The sequence below is a fragment of the Streptomyces sp. NPDC037203 genome (assembly GCF_055605065.1).
Genome location: NZ_JBVJUC010000005.1, coordinates 81,665 through 100,915, shown reverse-complemented (window position 1 = coordinate 100,915; position 19,251 = coordinate 81,665). Strand labels below are relative to the sequence as shown.

General features: G+C 72.2%; 19 protein-coding genes and 2 pseudogenes. 7 read left to right on the top strand and 14 right to left on the bottom strand.

What is annotated here, in order from left to right:
• Positions 1 to 15: 15 nt before the first annotated feature.
• The 5 genes from ACZ7EC_RS16435 to ACZ7EC_RS16415 all read right to left on the bottom strand — a co-directional run bounded on the left by ACZ7EC_RS16435 (position 16) and on the right by ACZ7EC_RS16415 (position 4,358).
• Positions 16 to 708 (bottom strand): demethylmenaquinone methyltransferase, encoded by a 693-nt coding sequence (locus ACZ7EC_RS16435; protein WP_471063074.1) that lies wholly within the window; start codon positions 706 to 708, stop codon positions 16 to 18.
• A gap of 83 nt (positions 709 to 791) precedes the next feature.
• The gene (locus ACZ7EC_RS16430; protein WP_471063072.1) at positions 792 to 1,394 is read right to left on the bottom strand and encodes a hypothetical protein; all 603 of its coding nucleotides are present in this window, start codon (positions 1,392 to 1,394) and stop codon (positions 792 to 794) included.
• A 7-nt stretch (positions 1,395 to 1,401) separates the two neighbouring features.
• Positions 1,402 to 2,601: a cyclic dehypoxanthinyl futalosine synthase gene (gene mqnC, locus ACZ7EC_RS16425; protein WP_471063070.1), complete on the bottom strand. Its 1,200-nt coding sequence runs from the start codon at positions 2,599 to 2,601 to the stop codon at positions 1,402 to 1,404.
• A 94-nt stretch (positions 2,602 to 2,695) separates the two neighbouring features.
• Positions 2,696 to 3,442 carry a prepilin peptidase gene (locus ACZ7EC_RS16420; RefSeq protein ID WP_471063068.1) on the bottom strand — a complete coding sequence of 249 codons (747 nt, stop codon included), beginning with the start codon at positions 3,440 to 3,442 and terminating at the stop codon, positions 2,696 to 2,698.
• Positions 3,443 to 3,509: 67 nt separating this feature from the next.
• Complete coding sequence (locus ACZ7EC_RS16415; protein ID WP_471063067.1) at positions 3,510 to 4,358, bottom strand: menaquinone biosynthetic enzyme MqnA/MqnD family protein; 849 nt, start codon at positions 4,356 to 4,358, stop codon at positions 3,510 to 3,512.
• 288 nt (positions 4,359 to 4,646) lie between these two features.
• Between ACZ7EC_RS16415 and ACZ7EC_RS16410 the strand changes: the two genes are divergently transcribed.
• The 3 genes and pseudogenes from ACZ7EC_RS16410 (at position 4,647) to ACZ7EC_RS16400 (ending at position 5,778) form a co-directional block, all read left to right on the top strand.
• Positions 4,647 to 4,850, top strand: a complete 204-nt coding sequence (locus ACZ7EC_RS16410; RefSeq protein ID WP_004984723.1) for a cold-shock protein — start codon at positions 4,647 to 4,649, stop codon at positions 4,848 to 4,850.
• A gap of 102 nt (positions 4,851 to 4,952) precedes the next feature.
• Positions 4,953 to 5,420, top strand: a pseudogene (locus ACZ7EC_RS16405) (class I SAM-dependent methyltransferase); the annotation flags it as partial.
• A gap of 172 nt (positions 5,421 to 5,592) precedes the next feature.
• Positions 5,593 to 5,778 carry a hypothetical protein gene (locus ACZ7EC_RS16400; RefSeq protein WP_471063065.1) on the top strand — a complete coding sequence of 62 codons (186 nt, stop codon included), beginning with the start codon at positions 5,593 to 5,595 and terminating at the stop codon, positions 5,776 to 5,778.
• Positions 5,779 to 5,928: 150 nt separating this feature from the next.
• On the opposite strand, the gene ACZ7EC_RS16395 is transcribed toward ACZ7EC_RS16400, so the two are convergent.
• The 5 genes from ACZ7EC_RS16395 to ACZ7EC_RS16375 all read right to left on the bottom strand — a co-directional run bounded on the left by ACZ7EC_RS16395 (position 5,929) and on the right by ACZ7EC_RS16375 (position 12,094).
• Positions 5,929 to 8,949: an AfsR/SARP family transcriptional regulator gene (locus ACZ7EC_RS16395; RefSeq protein WP_471063063.1), complete on the bottom strand. Its 3,021-nt coding sequence runs from the start codon at positions 8,947 to 8,949 to the stop codon at positions 5,929 to 5,931.
• Positions 8,950 to 9,120: 171 nt separating this feature from the next.
• Positions 9,121 to 9,915: an AfsR/SARP family transcriptional regulator gene (locus tag ACZ7EC_RS16390; RefSeq protein WP_471063061.1), complete on the bottom strand. Its 795-nt coding sequence runs from the start codon at positions 9,913 to 9,915 to the stop codon at positions 9,121 to 9,123.
• Positions 9,916 to 10,029: 114 nt separating this feature from the next.
• Entirely contained in the window at positions 10,030 to 10,833 is an 804-nt protein-coding gene (locus tag ACZ7EC_RS16385; protein ID WP_471063059.1) for an ATP-grasp domain-containing protein, read from the bottom strand.
• 152 nt (positions 10,834 to 10,985) lie between these two features.
• Positions 10,986 to 11,234 (bottom strand): DUF397 domain-containing protein, encoded by a 249-nt coding sequence (locus tag ACZ7EC_RS16380; RefSeq protein ID WP_471063057.1) that lies wholly within the window; start codon positions 11,232 to 11,234, stop codon positions 10,986 to 10,988.
• Entirely contained in the window at positions 11,231 to 12,094 is an 864-nt protein-coding gene (locus ACZ7EC_RS16375; protein WP_471063055.1) for a helix-turn-helix domain-containing protein, read from the bottom strand. The genes ACZ7EC_RS16380 and ACZ7EC_RS16375 overlap by 4 nt, the downstream gene beginning before the upstream one ends.
• Before the next feature lie 108 nt (positions 12,095 to 12,202).
• Between ACZ7EC_RS16375 and ACZ7EC_RS16370 the strand changes: the two genes are divergently transcribed.
• Both ACZ7EC_RS16370 and ACZ7EC_RS16365 read left to right on the top strand, forming a co-directional pair.
• On the top strand, positions 12,203 to 12,637 hold the full coding sequence (locus tag ACZ7EC_RS16370; protein WP_471063053.1) for an ATP-binding protein: 435 nt from the start codon (positions 12,203 to 12,205) through the stop codon (positions 12,635 to 12,637).
• Between the two features lie 323 nt (positions 12,638 to 12,960).
• Positions 12,961 to 13,056 (top strand): annotated as a pseudogene (locus ACZ7EC_RS16365) (glycosyltransferase family 2 protein); the annotation flags it as partial.
• A gap of 198 nt (positions 13,057 to 13,254) precedes the next feature.
• Here the strand turns inward: ACZ7EC_RS16365 and ACZ7EC_RS16360 are convergent.
• Complete coding sequence (locus ACZ7EC_RS16360; protein WP_471063051.1) at positions 13,255 to 14,016, bottom strand: G1 family glutamic endopeptidase; 762 nt, start codon at positions 14,014 to 14,016, stop codon at positions 13,255 to 13,257.
• Positions 14,017 to 14,224: 208 nt separating this feature from the next.
• Positions 14,225 to 16,150 (bottom strand): AMP-dependent synthetase/ligase, encoded by a 1,926-nt coding sequence (locus ACZ7EC_RS16355; protein ID WP_471063049.1) that lies wholly within the window; start codon positions 16,148 to 16,150, stop codon positions 14,225 to 14,227.
• 251 nt (positions 16,151 to 16,401) lie between these two features.
• On the opposite strand from ACZ7EC_RS16355, the gene ACZ7EC_RS16350 reads away from it, so the two are divergent.
• Together ACZ7EC_RS16350 and lgt are read left to right on the top strand one after the other, a co-directional pair.
• On the top strand, positions 16,402 to 17,262 hold the full coding sequence (locus tag ACZ7EC_RS16350) for a MaoC/PaaZ C-terminal domain-containing protein (protein WP_471063048.1): 861 nt from the start codon (positions 16,402 to 16,404) through the stop codon (positions 17,260 to 17,262).
• Positions 17,263 to 17,358: 96 nt separating this feature from the next.
• Positions 17,359 to 18,213, top strand: coding sequence for a prolipoprotein diacylglyceryl transferase (lgt, locus tag ACZ7EC_RS16345; RefSeq protein WP_471063046.1), 855 nt, complete (start codon positions 17,359 to 17,361; stop codon positions 18,211 to 18,213).
• On the opposite strand, the gene ACZ7EC_RS16340 is transcribed toward lgt, so the two are convergent.
• Both ACZ7EC_RS16340 and ACZ7EC_RS16335 read right to left on the bottom strand, forming a co-directional pair.
• A complete protein-coding gene (locus tag ACZ7EC_RS16340; protein ID WP_471063044.1) occupies positions 18,200 to 18,862 on the bottom strand; it encodes a TetR/AcrR family transcriptional regulator in 663 nt (220 codons plus the stop codon). The genes lgt and ACZ7EC_RS16340 overlap by 14 nt on opposite strands.
• Before the next feature lie 69 nt (positions 18,863 to 18,931).
• Positions 18,932 to 19,231, bottom strand: a complete 300-nt coding sequence (locus ACZ7EC_RS16335; RefSeq protein WP_471063039.1) for a DUF4229 domain-containing protein — start codon at positions 19,229 to 19,231, stop codon at positions 18,932 to 18,934.
• Between the last annotated feature and the right edge of the window lie 20 nt (positions 19,232 to 19,251).

The window sequence follows — 19,251 nt, the reverse complement described above, 5'->3', positions numbered from 1 at the left end:
CACCCCGGCCGGGGCTCAGTCCTTGAAACCCCGGTGCAGGGCGACGACACCACCGGTGAGATTGCGCCAGGCGACCCTGGACCAGCCGGCCTTGCGCAGGTGCCCGGCGAGACCGGGCTGGTTCGGCCAGGCGCGGATGGACTCGGCGAGGTAGACGTACGCGTCCGGGTTCGAGGAGACCGCGCGGGCGACCGGGGGCAGGGCGCGCATCAGGTACTCGGTGTAGACGGTGCGGAAGGGCGCCCAGGTGGGGTGCGAGAACTCGCAGATGACGACGCGGCCGCCGGGCTTGGTGACGCGGTGCATCTCGCGCAGCGCGGCGTCGAAGTCCTGCACGTTGCGCAGGCCGAAGGAGATGGTCACGGCGTCGAAGGTGTCGTCCTTGAACGGCAGCTTCGTCGCGTCCCCCGCGGTGAACGGCAGCCAGGTGTGGCGCTTCTTGCCTACCTGGAGCATGCCGAGCGAGAAGTCGCAGGGCACGACGTAGGCGCCGGTGCGGGCGAAGGGGAGGGAGGAGGTGGCGGTGCCGGCGGCGAGGTCCAGGACCTTCTGCGCCGGGCGGGCGTCGACGGCCTGTGCGACTTCCTTGCGCCAGCGGCGGTCCTGCCCCAGGGACAGCACGTCGTTGGTCAGGTCGTACCGTTCCGCCACGTTGTCGAACATCGAGGCGACTTCGTGCGGCTGCTTGTCCAGGGATGCGCGGGTCACGTCATCATTGTCGCAGCCCGGCACCGCAGAGCTGCGGCGGGCTTGCGGATGACAGGCGCCGCTCGCCGCGAGGTGCCGCGCGGCTACCGGCGTCTGTAGAGCAGCCGGCCCCGGATGACCGTCGCCACACACGTCGACGCCCCCCGCGCCAGCAGCTCCTGCTCGTCCGCGACGTCGAACACGGCGAACGACGCGACCGACCCCCGCTCCCGGCGCGGCCGGACCTCCGGAGGAAGTCCGCACGCCGGCGGGTCCAGGGACGGCGCCCCTGCGGCCCGCCCGGACCGGGGCAGCACGTCGAGCCCGGTGCGCCGTACCGCGTCCAGCACGGCCGGCCGGCGCAGCGTGCCCGCCACCGCCACCGTCCCGTGCGCCAGCATCCGCTGCACCCCCCGCCGCGCGCTCCCGCCCCACCGGACGTCGTCCAGCGCGAGACGGGCGAGCGCGTCGCCGGACAGCGGCTCGGTGCCCAGCTCCCCGGCCTCGCGCGGGTCGGGGTGGTACGCCTCCTCCAGCAGCTCGGGGCCATGGAGGTTGACGAATCCGGGCGTGAGGATGCCGGGCCACCGCCGCACCCGCGCCCGCGGGCGGTCGTCGGCCAGCGCGTCCAACTCCCCCGTGCCGACGACCAGCTCCCCCTCGACGACGAGCGCGTGCCCCCTGGAGTCGGCGTGAATCGTCAGCACGGCGCGCTCAGTTGGCGGAGAGCAGCTTCAGCTCGGGATGCGCGGTGCCGCCCTCGATCGCCGTGGAGGAGATGTGCGAGACCACGCGGTCGTCCACGGGGTCGTTCGCCGGGTCCTCGTGCACGACCAGGTGCTCGTACGTCGTCGCGCGCTGCGCCGGCACCCGCCCCGCCTTGCGGATGAGGTCGATGATCTCCAGCCGGTTGGAGCGGTGCTTCGCGCCCGCCGAGGAGACCACGTTCTCCTCCAGCATGATCGAGCCGAGGTCGTCCGCGCCGTAGTGCAGGGACAGCTGGCCGACCTCCTTGCCCGTGGTGAGCCAGGAGCCCTGGATGTGCCGCACGTTGTCGAGGAACAGCCGGGCGATGGCGATCATCCGCAGGTACTCGAAGATCGTCGCCTGCGTACGGCCCTTGAGGTGGTTGTTCTCGGGCTGGTACGTGTACGGGATGAACGCGCGGAAGCCGCCCGTGCGGTCCTGTACGTCGCGGATCATCCGCAGGTGCTCGATGCGTTCGGCGTTGGTCTCGCCGGTGCCCATCAGCATGGTGGAGGTGGACTCCACGCCCAGGTTGTGCGCGGTCTCCATGATCTCCAGCCAGCGCTCGCCGCTCTCCTTGAGCGGGGCGATGGCCTTGCGCGGCCGCTCGGGCAGCAGCTCCGCGCCGGCTCCGGCGAAGGAGTCGAGACCGGCCGCGTGGATCCGGGTGATGGCCTCCTCGACCGACACCCCGCTGATCCGGGCCATGTGCTCGACCTCGGACGCGCCCAGCGAGTGGATCACAAGCTGCGGGAAGGCGTCCTTGATGGCCTTGAAGTGCTTCTCGTAGTACTCGACGCCGTAGTCCGGGTGGTGGCCGCCCTGGAACATGATCTGGGTGCCGCCCAGTTCGACGGTCTCCGCGCAGCGGCGCAGGATGTCGTCGAGGTCGCGGGTCCAGCCCTTGGCGGTGTCCTTGGGTGCCGCGTAGAACGCGCAGAACTTGCACGCCGTGACACACACGTTCGTGTAGTTGATGTTGCGCTCGATGATGTACGTCGCGATGTGCTCGATACCGGCGTATTCGCGGCGGCGTACGGCGTCGGCGGCGGCGCCCAGCGCGTGCAGCGGGGCGTCGCGGTAGAGGGCGACGGCCTCGTCGGGGGTGATCCGCCCACCGGCGGCCGCACGGTCGAGGACGGACTGGAGGTCGGCCTTCTCGGTCACCGGGGCGTCCCTTTCATAAGGGGATGATTCATGGCAGTGCGCGAAGCGCTCGTACAGGGTGGTGGGGGGAGACGGGTGGGCGGACCGGACCAGCCTACGACAGCGCCGTATACGCGCCGATCAGCACCCCGGCGAGGGTTCCGGCCAGCAGGAACGGACCGAACGCGACGCCCGTCTTCCGCGAGGCCCGCCGCACGGCGACGAGCGCGCCGCCGTACAGCGCGCCGGACAGGACCGCGGTGAACGAACCGAGCAGTACCGCGGGCCAGCCGTACCACCCGAGCGCGGCCCCCGCCGACAGGGCCAGCTTCGCGTCCCCGAAGCCCATTCCGGCCGGGTTGACCAGGTGCAGCACGGTGTACGCCGTGCCGAGGGCGAGGGCCCCGTACAGCGCGGTGGGCCAGTGCCCGGCGTGGCCGGGGAGGAGCGCGGCGATGCCCAGCAGCGCGAGGGTGGCGGCGGCGAGCGGCAGGGTCAGCACGTCGGGCAGCCGCCGCACCCGGAGGTCGATCACCCCCAGCAGCACCCCCGCCGGGGCGAGCAGCGACCAGACCGCCAGCTCGGGCCGGGGGCCGGTCGCGGCGGCGAGGGCGGCGCAGACCAGGGCGGTGAGGAGGGGAACACGGGAAAGACTGGGGAGACGGGGAAGACGGCGACCGGCCGCCGCCGCGCACCGCCCGCACGGCGTCCACCCCAGCCACCCCCGCACCGCGTGCCCGCCCTCGCACCGCGCCCGCCGGGGTTCGCCGTCCGGTACGGCCAGACGGTGGGCGGCGCGGGGCAGCAGCGCGCCGGCGAGCGCGCCCCACAGCAGGGCGCCGAGCGCGAGCAGCGCGGTCACTCCTCGTCCCCCGCGAGCGGCCGCACGGCCCCACCTCTCCCCCGTGGACCACGCGCAAGCGTAGTGATCACGGCTGGAGCAGTTCCACCTTCACGTCGGCCGGGAAGCCGGTCGTGGGGCCGATCCGGCGGGCGAACTCGGCGACGGCGTGCAGCTGCGGCTCGCCGAAGCTGAAGTCCAGGGTGGTGAAGTACTTCGCGAGGGTCTCCGCGTCGAACGCCTCCCAGTGGGCGGCCTGTTCCGCGACCTTTCCGACCTCCTCCAGGGAGATCTTCTTGGAGTCCAGGAACGCCTGGTGCACCTGGTGGGTGATGAGCGGCTCGCGCTCCAGGTAGTCCTTCCGGGCCGCCCACACCGCGAAGACGAACGGCAGGCCCGTCCACTCCTTCCACAGCGTGCCCAGGTCGTGCACGTCGAGGCCGTAGCGCGGGCCGTCGTGCAGGTTGGCGCGCAGGGCCGCGTCCCCGATCAGTACGGCGGCGTCGGCCTCCCGCATCATCAGGCCGAGGTCGGGCGGGCACGTGTAGTACTCCGGCTGGACCCCGAACCGCTCGGACAGCAGGAGCTGGGCGAGCCGGACGGAGGTGCGGGAGGTCGAGCCGAGGGCGACCTTCGCGCCGTCCAGCCGCTCCAGCGGGACCTGGGAGACGATCACGCAGGACATCACGGGGCCGTCGCAGCCGACGGCGATGTCCGGGAAGGCGACCAGGTCGTCCGAGTTCTTCAGGTACTCGACCAGGGTGACCGGGGCGACGTCGAGCTCCCCCCTGATCAACTGCTCGCTGAGCTTCTCCGGCGTGTCCTTGGTCAGCTGGAAGTCGAGGAGGGTGCCGGTTCTCGCGAGCCCCCAGTAGAGGGGCAGGCAGTTCAGGAACTGGATGTGGCCGACGCGCGGCCGGGTGCGAGAAATGTCCACATCGCGGGACTCTAGCCCTCGGCTGGTACGGTGCTCGGACCGGCCCCACCGTCAAACGGGTTACCGGCTTTCAAACATCCGGGTGAAGTGATCTTGCCCTCTATTGCTTTCGGCTGCCTGCATGCTAGGCTCGCCGCAAGTTGCAGTTTGGTTTCCCTTGCAGTACAGAGCCTGCGGAGCATGTGACCGCGGGCTCTCGTCGTTTTCAGACGAATGCAGTGGTGCAGCACGTTTTCGCACTTGCAGGTTCTGGAGCAGGGCAAACCCTTTTGAGCCCAAGGAGGGCTTATGGCTACCGGAACCGTTAAGTGGTTCAACGCCGAAAAGGGCTTTGGCTTCATCGCCCAGGAGGGCGGCGGCCCCGACGTCTTCGTTCACTACTCCGCGATCAACGCCACCGGCTTCCGCTCCCTCGAGGAGAACCAGCAGGTGTCCTTCGACGTGACGCAGGGCCCGAAGGGCCCGCAGGCGGAGAACGTCACCCCCGTCTGATCACTGCCTGATCGCAGAACCTGAGAGCAGTACCCAAGGAGCCCCGCGCCGTCCCCGGCGACGGGGCTCCTGCCTTGCCCACTACGTTCCCCGTCATGACCGCTCGCCGCGTTCGCGGAACGGGTGGGCCCCAAAGCCGCCGTCGCGGACCTCGGCTGCGGTCCCGGCGCCGTCACCGGGCATCTCGCCGCCCTGGGCCTGGACGCCCGGGGCCTGGACCTCCCGCTGCCCGACGGCGCCCTCGCCGGTGCCGTCTCCTGGTACTCCTCCATCCACACCCCCGACGAGCGGCTCCCGGACCTGTTCGCCGAGCTGTACCGCGTCCTGGCGCCCGGCGGGCGGCTGCTGCTGGCCTTCCAGAGCGGCGGGGAGCCGCGCAGGCCGGAGGACCCCTGGGGCCACCCGGTCCGCCTGGACTTCCGGCGCCGGCGGCCCGAGGACATGATCCCGCTGCTGGCGGACGCGGGGTTCACGCTCGTGTTCCGAGCCGTCCGCGAGCCCGACGACACCCTCGGCGCGGGTGTCGCCCCTGTCCCCCAGGGCTTCCTGGAAGTCGTGCGGCCCGGCTGACACCCGCCCGACACCCATGCTGAGCTGCGCGGCCGGGCGGTACTACCGACGGCCTCCCCGGACCGGGTACCAGGCGGGGACAGCTTGGGGACCGCTTGCCCCAAACATCGGTCGTGGCGTCGGGGAGAGCCCGGCGACCGGATCACGGTCCGTCTCTCACAAGGGGTTGCTCATGCGTTCCATCGCGCTGCGTACGAAGACGGTTCTGGTGGCCCTGGCCGGCGCGGGTGTCCTCGCCCTGGGTGCCGCCGCGGCGCTGCCCGCCACCGGGCTGCACCAGGCCGTCGTGCACGGCACCGGCAGCCACTCCGGATCCGTCCTGGCCGACGACCGCGGTCCGGGTGTCGTCCACTCCTGACGACCGGCCCGGCGCGGCTTCCCACCGCCGACGCGAGCTTCCCCCCACCGACGCGAGCATCCCCCCACGAGCACCGACGGCACCGGCCGGGTACCACGCCCACCGGTGCCGTCGCCGTATACGCCGGTACGGCGGGCCCGGCGGCCGGCCCTACAGCCGCCGTCCCGGCTCCGTGACCCCCATCGCGTCGTACAGCGCCCGCGCCCGCGCGTGGTGCAGCTCGGCCGTCTTCTCGTCGTCCAGGGCCCGCGCGGCCTGCGCCATCCCGTGCAGGGCGTGCGCGATCTCGATCCGGTACCCGTGCCGGGAGGCCAGTTCATGGGCCTGCCCGTGCAGTTCCATGGCCCGCTCGGGGGCCCCGCTGCGCAGGTGGACCATGCCGACCACGTTGGACACCGTCGCCTGCCGCAGCGCCGTGCCCTCCGCGGAGACCAGGTCGAGCGCCCGCTCGGCGTGCTCCGCGGCCGAGCGCACATCGCCGAGCCGCTGGCAGACCCGTGCCCAGTGGGCGAGGACCACCGCGACGTTGGCGGGCTGGCGGGACTCGTCGCACAGCTCCAGGGCCTGGGCGAGGCAGGCGCGGGCCCGTTCGTCCTCGCCGCTGCCGAGGTGGGCGAGGGCGAGGAAGGTCAGCGAGTGGATCTCGTTGCTGCGCTCGCCCAGGCGGCGGTTGAGCTCGGTGGCGCGGGCCGCGTTGCGGGCGCCCTCGGCGTGGTGCCCGGTCCAGATCTGCACGGTGGCGAGATTGACCAGCGCCTCCGCCTCCATCCGCGCCACGCCCAGTTCGCGGTGGAGCGCGATGCCCTCGTCCAGGTAGGCGCGGGCCTCCTCGAAGTTGCCGAGGGAGCCGTGCAGCAGCCCGAGCATGTCCAGGCACATCGCCTCGGAGCGCGGGTCGCTGCCGCGGGACAGCTCCAGCCCCTCCTGGGCGGTGGTGATGCCGTCCTGGAAGTCGCCGAGCCACCAGTGCGCCACGGCCAGGTTGCACAGGCTGATGCCGAGCAGTCCGGGGTCCTCCAGCTGGCGGCAGGCGGCCACCCCGATCCGGCCGACGACCCGGAACTCCTCGTACCGGCCGCGCAGGTCCAGGTAGAAGAGGAGGTTGCGGGCGAGCAGGGCGGCCGGGCGGTGCAGGCCCTGGGTGCCGGCCTGGGCGACCACCGCGAGCAGCGCCTCGTACTCCCGGTCGAACCAGCGCAGCGCCTGCTCCCCGTCGTCCAGCCGGGGCAGGGCCGGTTCGCCCGTGCCCGGCGCGTCGCTGTAGTGGTTGCGGCCGGGGAACAGGGTCTCGCAGGCCCGGTCGGTGCTCTGGATGTAGTACGCGACCAGGCGCTCGATGGCGGCCTCCTCGTCGTCCTCCACCTCCCGCACGCTGAGCGCGTACGTGCGCACCAGGTCGTGGAAGCCGTACAGCCCCGCCTCGTGCTGCTCCAGCAGATGGGCGTCGAGCAGGCACTCCAGCAGGTCCTCGGCGTCGTGGCCGTCGGTGCCGAGCAGAGCGGCGGCGGAGGGCACGTCGATGGCGCTGCCGGGGTGCAGCCCGAGCAGCCGGAAGGCGCCGCGCTGGTCCTCGTCCATCGCCTGGTACGACAGCCTGAGCGTGGCCTCGACGCTGCGTTCCCCGGCGCTCAGCTCGCGCAGCCGCCGGGTCTCGTCGGCGAGCCGGTCGACCAGGTACTGCACCGTCCAGCGGGGCCGGTTGCGCAGCCGGGCGGTGGTGATCCGCAAGGCGAGCGGCAGCCCGCCGCACAGCTGGGCCAGCCGGTCCACGGCCCGCGGTTCGGCGGCGGTGCGGTCGGCCCCCAGCATCCGGGTGAGCAGGGTGGCGCTGTCGCCGGCCGACAGCAGGCCAAGCGACAGCCACTCGGAGCCGTCGAGGTCGAGCATCCGCACCCGGCTGGTGACGATGGCGAGGCAGTCCTCGGAGGCCGGCAGCAGCGGCCACACCTGGGCGGCGTCGGCGGCGTTGTCCAGCAGGAGGAGCAGCTTCCGCTGGGCGGAAACGGTTCGCCAGAAGGTGGTGCGACGTTCCAGATCGTCCGGTATCCGATCGTCCGGAATGCCCAGTGTGTGGAGTAAGGAGTGCAGGACCGCCCCCGGCTCCTGGGCCTTCTCGCCGGGGCTGAAGCCGCGCAGGTCCACGAACAGCTGGCCGTCGGGGTACTCGGGGGCCAGCAGATGGGCGGCGTGCACCGCGAGCGCGGTCTTGCCGCTGCCGCCCATGCCGTCCACCCCGACGATCCGGGTGCCGCCGGTGGCCGGCGCGCAGCCCACGGTGACCAGCCGGGCCAGCTCCTCGTCCCGCCCGGTGAAGTCCGGCAGGTCGTAGGGCAGGGTGCACGGCGCGGGCTCGGTGCCGGAGCTCTGGGTGGTGTAGGGCGCGGGGACCAGCAGGGCGGCGCGGTCGGACACCGACTGCGGTACGCGGGCGGCGACTTCGGGGCTGTCGCGCAGGATCGCCTCGTAGAGCCGGGTGAGTTCGGCACCCGGATCGATGCCCAGCTCCTCCACCAGCAGGTCGCGCACCCGCCCGAACTCCTCCAGCGCCTCGGCCTGCCGCCCGGCCCGGTACAGCGCCAGCATCAGCCGTCCGCGCAGCGTCTCCCGCAGCGGGTGGGCGGTGACCAGCTCGCGCAGCGGGCCGATCAGTTCCGCGGACTGGCCCAGCTCAAGCTGGAGTTCGAAGTACTGCTCGGCGACCGCCATGTGGCGTTCTTCGAGCGCCGCGGAGGCCGCGCTGATCACGGAGCCGCCCGAGCCCGCCATCACCGGGCCCCGCCACAGCTCCAGGCAGGAGCGCAGATGCCCGACGGCGTCCTCGGGCCGGCCGGCCGCGACCGCCTGCCGGGCCTGCCTGGACCGCTCGGTGAACTCGTAGAGGTCCAGCTGGTTTTCGTCCAGCATGGCGCGGTACCCGGCGCCGTCGGTGACGATCAGCGCCGCGCCGTCCGGGATGTGGGTGCGCAGGGCGGCAACGCACTTGCGGATCTGGTGACTTGCCGTCTGCGGCGGCTCGTCGTCCCAGGCCGCGGCGATCAGCCGGGACATCGGCACCATGCGGCCGGGTTCGAGCAGCAGGGTGACCAGCACCCGTTCCTGGGTCGGACTGCCGAGCCTCAACCGGCGCTGCCCGCACCAGCCTTCGAGCGAGCCGAGGATGTTGAAGCGCACGACAGGACGACCGGATGCCGCCGATTCCACGAACCCGTCCCCTCCGCCCCGCCCCGCCGCCCGGCCCGAGATGTTCGGGACCACCCTAGGTTGTACCCGAACGGGCAACACGGAGGAGGCGATTCCGGCTACCTGGGGTCTTTCTCGGCCCTGGCGAACAGGCTAACCACCTCAAGCGATCTGGAGGAGGGTGGAACGCGCATCCCTCACGAGGGCAGGGTCATGACGCAAGATAGCGCTCTCAACGCGGCGCAGCGCGGGCGAGGGCTGGATGCCGAGTTCCTCGTCCAGCTGGCGGCGCATCCGGCGGAACACGTCGAGCGCGTCCGCCTGCCGGCCCGAGCAGTACAGAGCGATCATCAGCTGCTCGCAGAACCGCTCGCGCAGCGGGTAGTGGGTGTGCGCCTCGGCCAGCTCCGCGAGCACCGCCGCATGCCCTCCGAGCCGCAGTTCCGCGTCGAAACGCAGCTCCATGGCCCGCATCCGGTACTCCTCGTACCGGGCCCCGGCGAGCTGGCACAGGGGTCCGCCGGGGAACCCGCCGAACACCGGCCCCCGCCACAGCGCGAGCGCCCGGCCGAGCATCCGGGCGGTGCCCTCCGCGTCGTACGCGGACGCCGTTTCCGCCTCCCGTACGGTCCGTACGAACTCGGCGGCGTCCACCTCTCCCTCCTCCACGGTCAGCCGGTATCCGGAGGGATGAATCGTCACTCGGGATACCGGACGACCTGGTTCCAGGGCTTTCAGCTTGCGCCGGAGCCTGCTCACGTGCGCTTGGAGGGCGTTGGCCTGGTTGTCGGGTACGGCCTCACCCCACATCTCCTCGACCAGGCTCTCCCCGGAGACCGGCTGCCCCTCGCTGACCAGCAGCGTCTGTACGAGGGTGCGCTGGAGGTCGCCGCTGATCTCCGCCGGGCCGGACACGGTACGGACCTGTAGTGCCCCGAGGATCGAGAACTTCAGCATCCTTGCTCCGCCTCCTGTTGACGTCGCTGGCGTCGTCGTCCTTCTTCCGGCGACGTAGCAACAGTGGGGCGTGCCTCTACCGGTTCGATACCGATCCGGTCCCCGCGGCTGGAATCAGCCCGCACCGCCCGCGACCAGCTCGCCCAGCGAGGTCACCCGCTGGGCGGCGCGCGCCGGGGACTCGGCCTGCACCACGATGTATCCCGGCAGGCATCCGCCATGTACCGGCACGAACCGGACATCGGGCGGCGACTGCGGGGCGGTGGGCGGGCGGCTGGATTCCGCCGCCGCGGCGAATCGTTCCGGCCGCACCGCCTCCACGAGCTTTCCGGCCAGTACCCGGACGGCTCCGGCGGCGAGGTCGAATCCCCCGGCGACCCTGAGGAGTTCGGGGATCGGATCGTCCCCGAGCCCCGCCCGGCACCCGGTGATCACCGGTCCCTGCCGGGTCAGCGTGACCCCGGTGTGCGCGGGACCGTACTGGTACCCGGTCAGGTCGAGCAGGGCGGTCACCACGGCCCGTACCTCCGCCGCGGTGTCCTCCGTGAGCGGCGCCGGGGAGAGCAGGCCGTACGGCATCCGGGCCGTGATCCCCACGGTCTGGTGCATGCCGTGCACGCTCAGCGTCTCCACGGTCAGCCGGGGCGCGGCGGAGACCGCGCCGGGGTCCGGCGACAGCCGGTTGTCCCGGACCAGGCGCTGTACGGCGTCCTGGTCCGCCAGCAGCCGCAGGGCGCGCGCGGGGTTGACGAACAGCCCGGCCGCCGCGGCCTCCTTCAGGAGGGGCCGCAGCGCGGACTCGTCGTGCGTGTCGGCCCAGGCCGACCGCACTTGAACACCGGCCCGCTGCGCCTCCCGCAGGAGGCGCGCTTCCGGGTTCAGCAGGAAGATCCGGCTGACGTCGTTGTCTTCTTTCATACCTCTGCTCGGATGACGAAGTCGGCGAGGGTGGAACGGCAGGCTACGAGCGGGTGGTACCGATCCGGTCCCGGACGGTTCCCCGGCCATGGGTTGCGGGCATAACGCCCCGTACGCTACCGGTCCCCTCCCCTCGCCGACCCGTCAATGCCTCACCTCGCCGGTACGCGGGCAACTGTCAGAAAGGATGCCCAGGTTGCGGGGGTGACAGTGAGGTGGGCTGCGGGAGATTTGGAGTCGCGGATGTGGATGGCGGCGGGGTGCGCGGCGACCTCGACGCACTCACCGCCCTCGCCATCGCTGTAGCTCGACTTGTGCCAGTTGTAAGCGAGTTCGACGCACTCGCCGCCCTCACCACCGCTGTAGCTGGACTTGAACCAGGCCCGGCTGTCGGTGTTCATAGCTTCTCCACTTTCTCCGCGATCAGAGCGCGGGATTCCTTGGGAGTCAGTGCCATCGCGCGCATGATCCCATAGCGGTCCGCGATCTTCCGGACGTCGTCGCGGTTGATGATCAGCTGGGGATGACCTTGCGCTTCTAGATAGGCCACCTGCTCATGTCCCTTCGGGACCAAAAGGTTGAACGAGCTCCCCAGGCTGGGGTGTTCCTCAACTTTGGTCGGCATCACTTGGATCTCGACGTTCTGCCTCTCCCCGACAGCCAGCAGGCGGCGCAGCTGATCGGCGTGGACACGCGGCCCGCCAATCGGCCGGTCGAGCATCACCTCTTCCAGAACGTAGCTGACAATCGGCGCTGGCCAGCGCTCGAAGATCTGCTGGCGCGAGAGTCGGTCGGCCACCCGCTTCTCGATGATCTCCTCGCTGAGGAACGGCCGCCGCTTGGCGAACACAGCACGCGCGTAGTCCTCCGTCTGCAAGAGGCCCGGTACTGCCTGGTTCGCGTAGAAGTGCAGCTCCACCGCCTCCCTCTCCATCTCGGCCTGGCCCCGATACCAGTCCGGATGCCGGGTCCGCGCCCGGCGCATGGCCTCCTCCACGTCGGGGAGGACGGTGGTCAGCATCCCCTGGGCGTCGAGGATGGTGTCGGCCTTGACCAGGAACTCCGGCCTGGGGGTGCGTACGCCCCGCTCCATGGCCGAGATGTGGTCGGGGCCGTAGCCGACCCGGTTCCCGAACTCCGTCTGGCTGAGCCCCGCCCGCTCCCTCAGTAACTTCAGCTGCCTGCCCAGCGCGGTGAAGACACCGGCCGATCCGTTCTCCTGCGCAGGAGTGTCCGGCCGCCGCTCCTTCTCGTCTACCACTCCGTCCTCCGTTCATCCCGTACACGCGCCGACACGTGCCCGTACGACTACGCAGAGTCGCCGGGTATCTCCTGGTCAGCGTAGGGAGAACCGGCCACGCTCGGTGATGTGAATCTGGAAATCTCCACCCCCCTGAAAGAGTTGATCCAGCGCATGAGCGCCACCCCGCGCGGGGCGCGACTGGCCCGACGGCTCACCGGCACCTCGCTCGACACCTGGGGTTATCCCTATGACGGCGTACTGAACACCACCGCCCAGCTCCTCGCCTCGGAGCTGGCGACCAACGCCGTCGTCCACGGCCGGGTGCCGGGCCGGGACTTCGAGCTGCGGCTGACTCTGCTGCCGCATGAGGACACGCTGCGCATCGAGGTGAGCGATACGCGGGGCGACCGGCCCCTGCGCGTCCTGCGGGCGGCGCCGGGGGACGAGCACGGCCGGGGCCTGGTGGTCGTGGACGCGCTGGCCCGGACGTGGGGCGTGCGCGAACGCGTCGTGGGCAAGACGGTGTGGGCCGAGATCCCGCTCGCCGGGCCGCCCCGCTGAGACGGGCCCCCGCGGGCGCCGGTCGCCGTCCTGGTGGCGGCGGTCGCGGCGGTCCTCGCCGGCAGGGGCGTGGCCGGGTGCGGGCCTCGGGTGACGGGCGGGCGCCAAAACGGACGGTCGATGACGGCGGCGCCGAGGCAGCCGAGCGCGCCGACGCAGAAGGCGGTCCGGACGGCGTGGGCGATCTGCCAGCGGTCGCGGACGTCCGCCCAGTCCGCCGGGGGCGTCGACCGCGAACGTGACGACCGGGGACAGCACCGGCAGGACGAGCGGGTCCTGCCGGAGGCGGCGGCCCGGCAGGGAGGCGCCGCTCGGGCCCGGAACCGAACGGGCGGGTGGTGTGGGCGCGGGAGCGGGTGGACTACCGCGCGATGCTGGTCCAGGACCGCATCGGCGCCCTGACCGCCATGTACGACCGCAGGGCGGTCCAGCACGTCCCTGGCGGCGGCGAGGCCGTCGATGGCCTCCATCCCGGAGGCGGAGCGCTACGTGCGCAAGTACACCGTGTCCCACCCGGTCCCCGCCGGGGAACCACCCGCCCCGACAGCCGGAAACGGCCCACCGGGGCGGCGGCGGACGTCGTCGTCCGGCGCCGCCCCGGTGGTACAGGGGCCGGGTCAGCTGTGGTTGTAGGTGACCGAGAAGTTCTCGCCGCCGCTCAGCGCGGAGGTGGTCGCCTTGGTGGTGCTGCCCGACGCCATGTCGATCTTGTCCGGCGAGTAGTTGCCGATCGCCTGGCCGTTGGCGGTGGCGTTGGTGAAGCTCGCGGTGCCGAAGTTCGACAGCGGCAGCACACCGGTGGAGCTGGACGGCGCCTCGGCTATGACCTCGGCGGATGCGTTGGACAGACCGCTCTGCGTCTTGGTGGTGGTCTTCGTCCAGCCCTTGGTGGTGTCCTTCAGGGTGAGCGTGTACGTGGAGCCGCTGCGGGTGATCGTGGAGGTGAAGTGGTCGCCCGCGCTCACCGCGTTGCTGTAGTTGACGGGGTACGCCGGGTACATCTCGTACCAGGACGAGTACACCGCCTGGCCGCTGGAGCAGTCCGCCTCGGTGCCCGTCTGCTCCACGGAGTTGCTGCCGTCGCCGTCGATGCCGATCCAGAACGACGAGTACGTGGTCTTGCTGGTGCAGCTGACCGCCGGCTGCACCCAGCTCGCGGAGACACTGGTGAACGTCGTACCGGTCGCCGCGTAGCCGGCCCAGTTGGAGCTGGTGCTGTTCCTGATGCCACCGACCAGGTGGTGGCTGGTGATGTGACCGCTGACCGGGGTCATGCGCAGCGCCGGCGCGGCGACGGCGGCCGCGGGGGAGGTCGCCAGGGCCGACAGGACGGCGGCGGCGACGGCTGTGGCTGCGGTGAGGCGGATCGTGGCAGACATGCTGCTCCTTATCGCGGGTCTCGCGGTGCAGACGTGACTGGCGGCCACCAGTGGGGGGAACGTGCGCCCGTGGTTGTCAGTGTGCAGTCAACGCGTGTCCCGTTGTCACCCGGCATCCGGGTTTTCACAGCAAAGGTCCTGCCAAGAGCCTTCTACAAAAGGAGTGTTGAAGGAGAAACCGGCCAGGTGCGCCGGGGCACCGGGGCGTTCACACCCCGTCGTACAGCCCCTCCACCTCCCGGCGGAAGTCCGCGAGGATCCGCGCGCGCCGGAGCTTCATGGAGGGCGTGAGATGGCCGGCCTCCTCCGTGAAGTCGACGGGCAGGACGGTGAAGCGGCGGATGGACTCGGGGCGGGACACGAGCCGGTTGGCGTCGTCCACGGCACGCTGGAGCACGGCCCGCAACTCGGGGTCGTCCGCGACCAGTTCGGGCGGCACGGGGTGCTTCCCGTTCATCCGCCGCCAGTGCGTGACGCCCTCGGCGTCGAGGGTGAGCAGCGCCGCGACGTACGGGCGGTCGTCGCCGACCAGGATCACCTGGGAGATCAGCGGGTGCTGGCGCAGCCAGTTCTCCAGCGGGGCGGGGGCGACCGACTTGCCGCCGGAGGTGATGAGGAGTTCCTTCTTGCGGCCGGTGATGGTGAGGTAGCCGTCGTCGTCCAGCTCGCCCAAGTCCCCGGTGTGCAGCCAGCCTTCGCGGGTGGCGGGGACGACACCGCCGGCCTGCGGGTCCCAGTAGCCGCGCAGCACGTGATCGCCGCAGACCAGGATCTCCCCGTCGGCGGCGATCCGCACCCGCGTGCCGGGCAGCGGCCAGCCCACGGTGCCGGGACGGGGTTTGAGCGGGGGCGTGACGGTGGTCGCGCCGGTGGTCTCCGTGAGGCCGTACCCCTCGTAGATCTCGATGCCCGCACCGGCGTAGAACGCGGCCAGGCGGCGCCCGAGCGGGGAGCCGCCGCAGATGACGTGCCGGACCCGGCCGCCCAGCGCCGCGCGGATGCGGCGGTAGACGAGGGGGTCGTAGAAGCCGCGCTGGGTCTTCAGGGCGGTGCCGGGGCCGCCGCCGGTGCCGCTCCGGCGGGCCTGGACCGCCTCGCCGTAGCGCCGGGCGACGGCGGCGGCGCGGTCGAAGACGGCCCCCCGGCCACCCGACTGGGCCTGCGCGCGGGCCGAGTTGAAGACCTTCTCCAGCATGTAGGGGATGGTCAGCAGGGCGGTGGGCCGGAAGGCGGCGAGGTCGGGCAGCAGGTCCGCGGCCTTGAGGCTGGGCGCGTGCCCGAGGCGGACGCGGGCGCGGACGCAGGCGATGGCGACCATGCGCCCGAAGACGTGCGAGAGGGGGAGGAAGAGGAGGACGGACGGATCGTCGTCGTGCTGCCGGAAGACGGGGTGGAGGAGTTCGATCGCGTTGTCCACCTCGGCGAAGAAGTTGCCGTGCGTCAGGGCGCAGCCCTTGGGGCGGCCGGTGGTGCCGGAGGTGTAGACGAGGGTGGCCAGGGTGTCGGGCCCGAGCATGCCGCGCCGCACCCCGGTCTCGCCGTCCGGTACCGGCACCCCCGCGTCGGCCAGCCGCTCCACGTGCCCCTTGTCCATGACCCACAAGTGCCGCAGGTCCGGCAGGTGTTGCAGCTCGGGACCGAGCGCGGCGGCCTGCGCCGCGGTCTCGGTCACCAGGGCGACGGCGCCGGAGTCGTGCAGGATCCACCGGGTCTGGAAGACGGACGAGGTGGGGTAGACGGGGACGGTGACGAGGCCCGCGGCCCAGGCGGCGAAGTCGAGCAGCGTCCACTCGTACCTCGTGCGCGCCATGATCGCGATCCGGTCGCCGGGCGTCAGCCCCTCGGCGATCAGCCCCTTGGCGACGGCCAGCACCTCCCCGGCGAACCGCGCGGCGGTGACGTCCTCCCAGCGGCCGTCTGCGAGCCTGCGTCCGAGCACCACCGCGTCCGGGTCCCCGGCGGCGTTGTCGAACGGCAGGTCGGCCAGCGACCCGTGGGTCACCGGCGCCGCCACGGGCGGTACGACGGCCTCCCGTACGGCCCCGTCGAGGCGCCGGGTGCGGGGCGCGACGAGCAGCGGGCGGCCGTCGTAGTCGACGGCGCGGGCAGGGGAGTTGGCGGGGTGGGGGGACACGAGCGGCTCCTCGGGCGTGCGGCGAGGCGTTCACCGGCGGCCGGACGCGCGGCGAACGAGCTGGGGAGGTGTTACCGCCGGTCAGGCGAGTGATCGTACGGGCCCGTTGTGGGGGTCTCGTGCGGTTCCGGGGTTGGTCCGGGGACGGGGCTGTGCGGGGCTGTTGCAGCTTCCGGCACTGGCCCACCTCGACTTACCTGCGGTAACTTTACCGCCGGGCAAGCGATCCGTTCCCGTCTTCGGGGGGTTTGATGCCGACCGTCCTCGACAGGGCACCGGCGCTGGGGCCGCTGCTGCTGGCCGGCGCGGTGCGCTCGCTGGGCAAGCGGCCGTCGGCGGGGGCGCCGTACCCGGACACGCGGCTGGTGCTGCGCGGGGCGCGCGCGGAGGCGGACCGGCTGGCGCGGTACACCCGCCTGTGCGGTTTCCCCGCCGCCGGCACCCTCCCGCTCCCCTACCTCCATGTCCTCGCGTTCCCCCTGGCCATGCGGCTGCTCGGCGCACGGGACTTCCCGCTCCCGCTGCCGGGGCTGGTGCACACCTCGATCGCTCTCGTCCGGCACGCGCCGCTGCCCGCGCGGGAGTCGTACGAACTCACCGCACACGTCTCGGGGCTGGCCCCGCACCGGCGCGGTACGGAGGCGACGGTGGTGACGCGGGCGCGGCGGGCGGGGGCGCTGGTGTGGGAGTCGTCCAGCACGTATCTGTCCCGGCACCGGACGGGGGAGGACGGCACGCCCACGACCCGTCCGGCCCAGGCGGCTCCGCCCTCGGCGGACGCGGCTGCGCTCCCGGCCCTCGCGGAGTGGTCCCTGCCCGCGAACCTGGGCCGCGCCTACGCCGCCGTCTCGGGCGACCGCAACCCCATCCACCTCACCCGCCTCACCGCCCGCCCCTTCGGCTTCCGCCGCGCCATCGCGCACGGCATGTGGACGGCGGCACGGTGCGTGGCGGAGCACGGGGACGCCGACTCGGTACGGGTGGAGTTCCGGGCGCCGGTGCCGCTGCCGGGGGTGGTGCGGTACGGGGCGTCGCCGGAGGGCGACCGGTTCGAACTGCGGGGCGGGGACGGCCGGGTGCATGTGTCGGGGAGGGTGGGCGGGGTGCCGTAGGAGGGGGAAGGCCGGTCGGGGCGACCGGGGCTGGTCGGGGCCCGGCGGGGCCGGTCGGGGCGAGCGGTCAGAGGTGCCCCACGTACCCTCGTCCCCATGCTGCTAGCCGCCATCCCCTCCCCCTCGGTGAACGGTTTCCACCTGGGCCCCCTGTACATCCACGTCTACGGCCTGATGTACGTCGTGGGCATCGGCCTCGCCGTCCACCTCGGCCGGCGCCGCTGGCAGGCCGCGGGCGGCGATCCGGCGCTGGTGGAGGACGTCGCGATCTGGGGCGTGCCGTTCGGCATCCTCGGCGGCCGGATCTACTTCGACCTGACGACACCGGCGGCCATCCCCCCGCACTGGTGGGGCCCGCTGGCGGTGTGGGACGGCGGTCTGGGCATCTGGGGCGGCGTCGCCCTGGCCACGGCCGTCTGCGTATGGCGGCTGCGCCGGGCCGGCGCCTCGGTCCCCGGCATGATGGACGCGCTGGCCCCCTGCCTGCTGACCGCGCAGGCCATCGGCCGTATCGGCAACTACTTCAACCAGGAGCTGTTCGGCGGCCCGACCAGCCTCCCCTGGGGCCTGGAGATCGACCCCGCGCACCGCCCCGCGGGCTACCTCCAGGACGCCACCTTCCACCCCACCTTCCTCTACGAACTGATCTGGGACCTGCTCCTCGCGGCCGTCCTGATCCGCCTGGGCCGCGGCGGCAGGGTCCGCCCCGGCGGCCTGTTCCCGCTGTACGTCACCGGCTACTCCGCCTTCCGCATCTTCGAGGAGTCCCTGCGCGTCGACTACTCCCAGTACTTCCTGGGACTGCGCCTCAACTTCTACATCGCGGCCCTGGTGGCGCTCGCCGGCCTGGTGTGGTTCGTCCTGCTGCAACGCCGCAGGCCGCCGCGGGAGGCGGACACGGAGATCGCGGAGCCCGCGGGTGCCGGGGAGACCGGGGTCAGGGCCGGCTGAGCGGCGCCACGCCCGGCGGGGCCCAGCGGTTGCCGGACATCAGGTTGCCCAGGCCGGACCAGGCGAAGTCCATCAGGGTCTCGGAGGCTCGGGCGGCGGTGGCGGACGGGGTGGTGTTGGTCCAGTCGGCCAGGGATTCCGCCGCGCCGACCAGGGCGACGGCGAGGCCGGCGAGTTCGTGGGCCGAGAGGTCGCGGGAGTGCGGGGACTCCCGGACGGCCGCCGCGATCAGGCGGGTGACGAACGCGGTCATCTCCCCGCGCAGGGCGTCGGCCTCGGCGGCGAACCTCGGGCCGTGGGTGCGGGCCTGGAGGTGCAGGACCGTCCAGCCGTCGGGGTGCTCGGCGGTGTAGGCGAAGAACGCCCGGACACCGTCCCAGAGTTGGCGGTCGGCGGGCAGGCCGGGGCGGACCGCCGCGCGTACGGCCCGCGTCAGGGCGGCGGCCTCGCGGCGGATGCACGCGGTGAAGAGGTCGTCCTTGGAGTGGAGGTAGAGGTACACCAACGGCTTGGAGACGCCGGCGAGTTCGGCTATCTCGTCCATCGACGCGGCGGTGTATCCGTGCCGCGCGATGATCCGCACGGCGGCGTCGAGCATCTGCCGCTCGCGCTCCGCCCTCGGCATCCGTCTGGTCCTGCCGCCGCCCATGGGAGCAAGACTAGGGTCTGCCGGGACCGCGGCCCGTTCCTTTGACGATCCTCATATTCCCGGTGCCTGCTACGACGCCTGGCTCTGGGCCCGCGCGGTGTCGTCGGCGAAGTCCTCCTGGCTGCGGTTCGCCTCCAGGTTCGCCTTCATGCGGTCGACCCGGCCGACGACCTTCATCGAGGCCCGCTCCCGCTCCTTGCGCAGCACCACCCAGCTGATCGGCGCCGAGATGATCAGGGCGAGCAGGGCGATCCACAGGCCGTTGGACTTGCCGAAGCCGCGCGGGAAGATGCCGGAGTACACGGCTCCCCAGACGACCAGGAGGCAGCCCGCGAAGATACCGAGGCGCATCAGCGTGTAGCGGAGCATCTCAATCCACTCGTCCGATT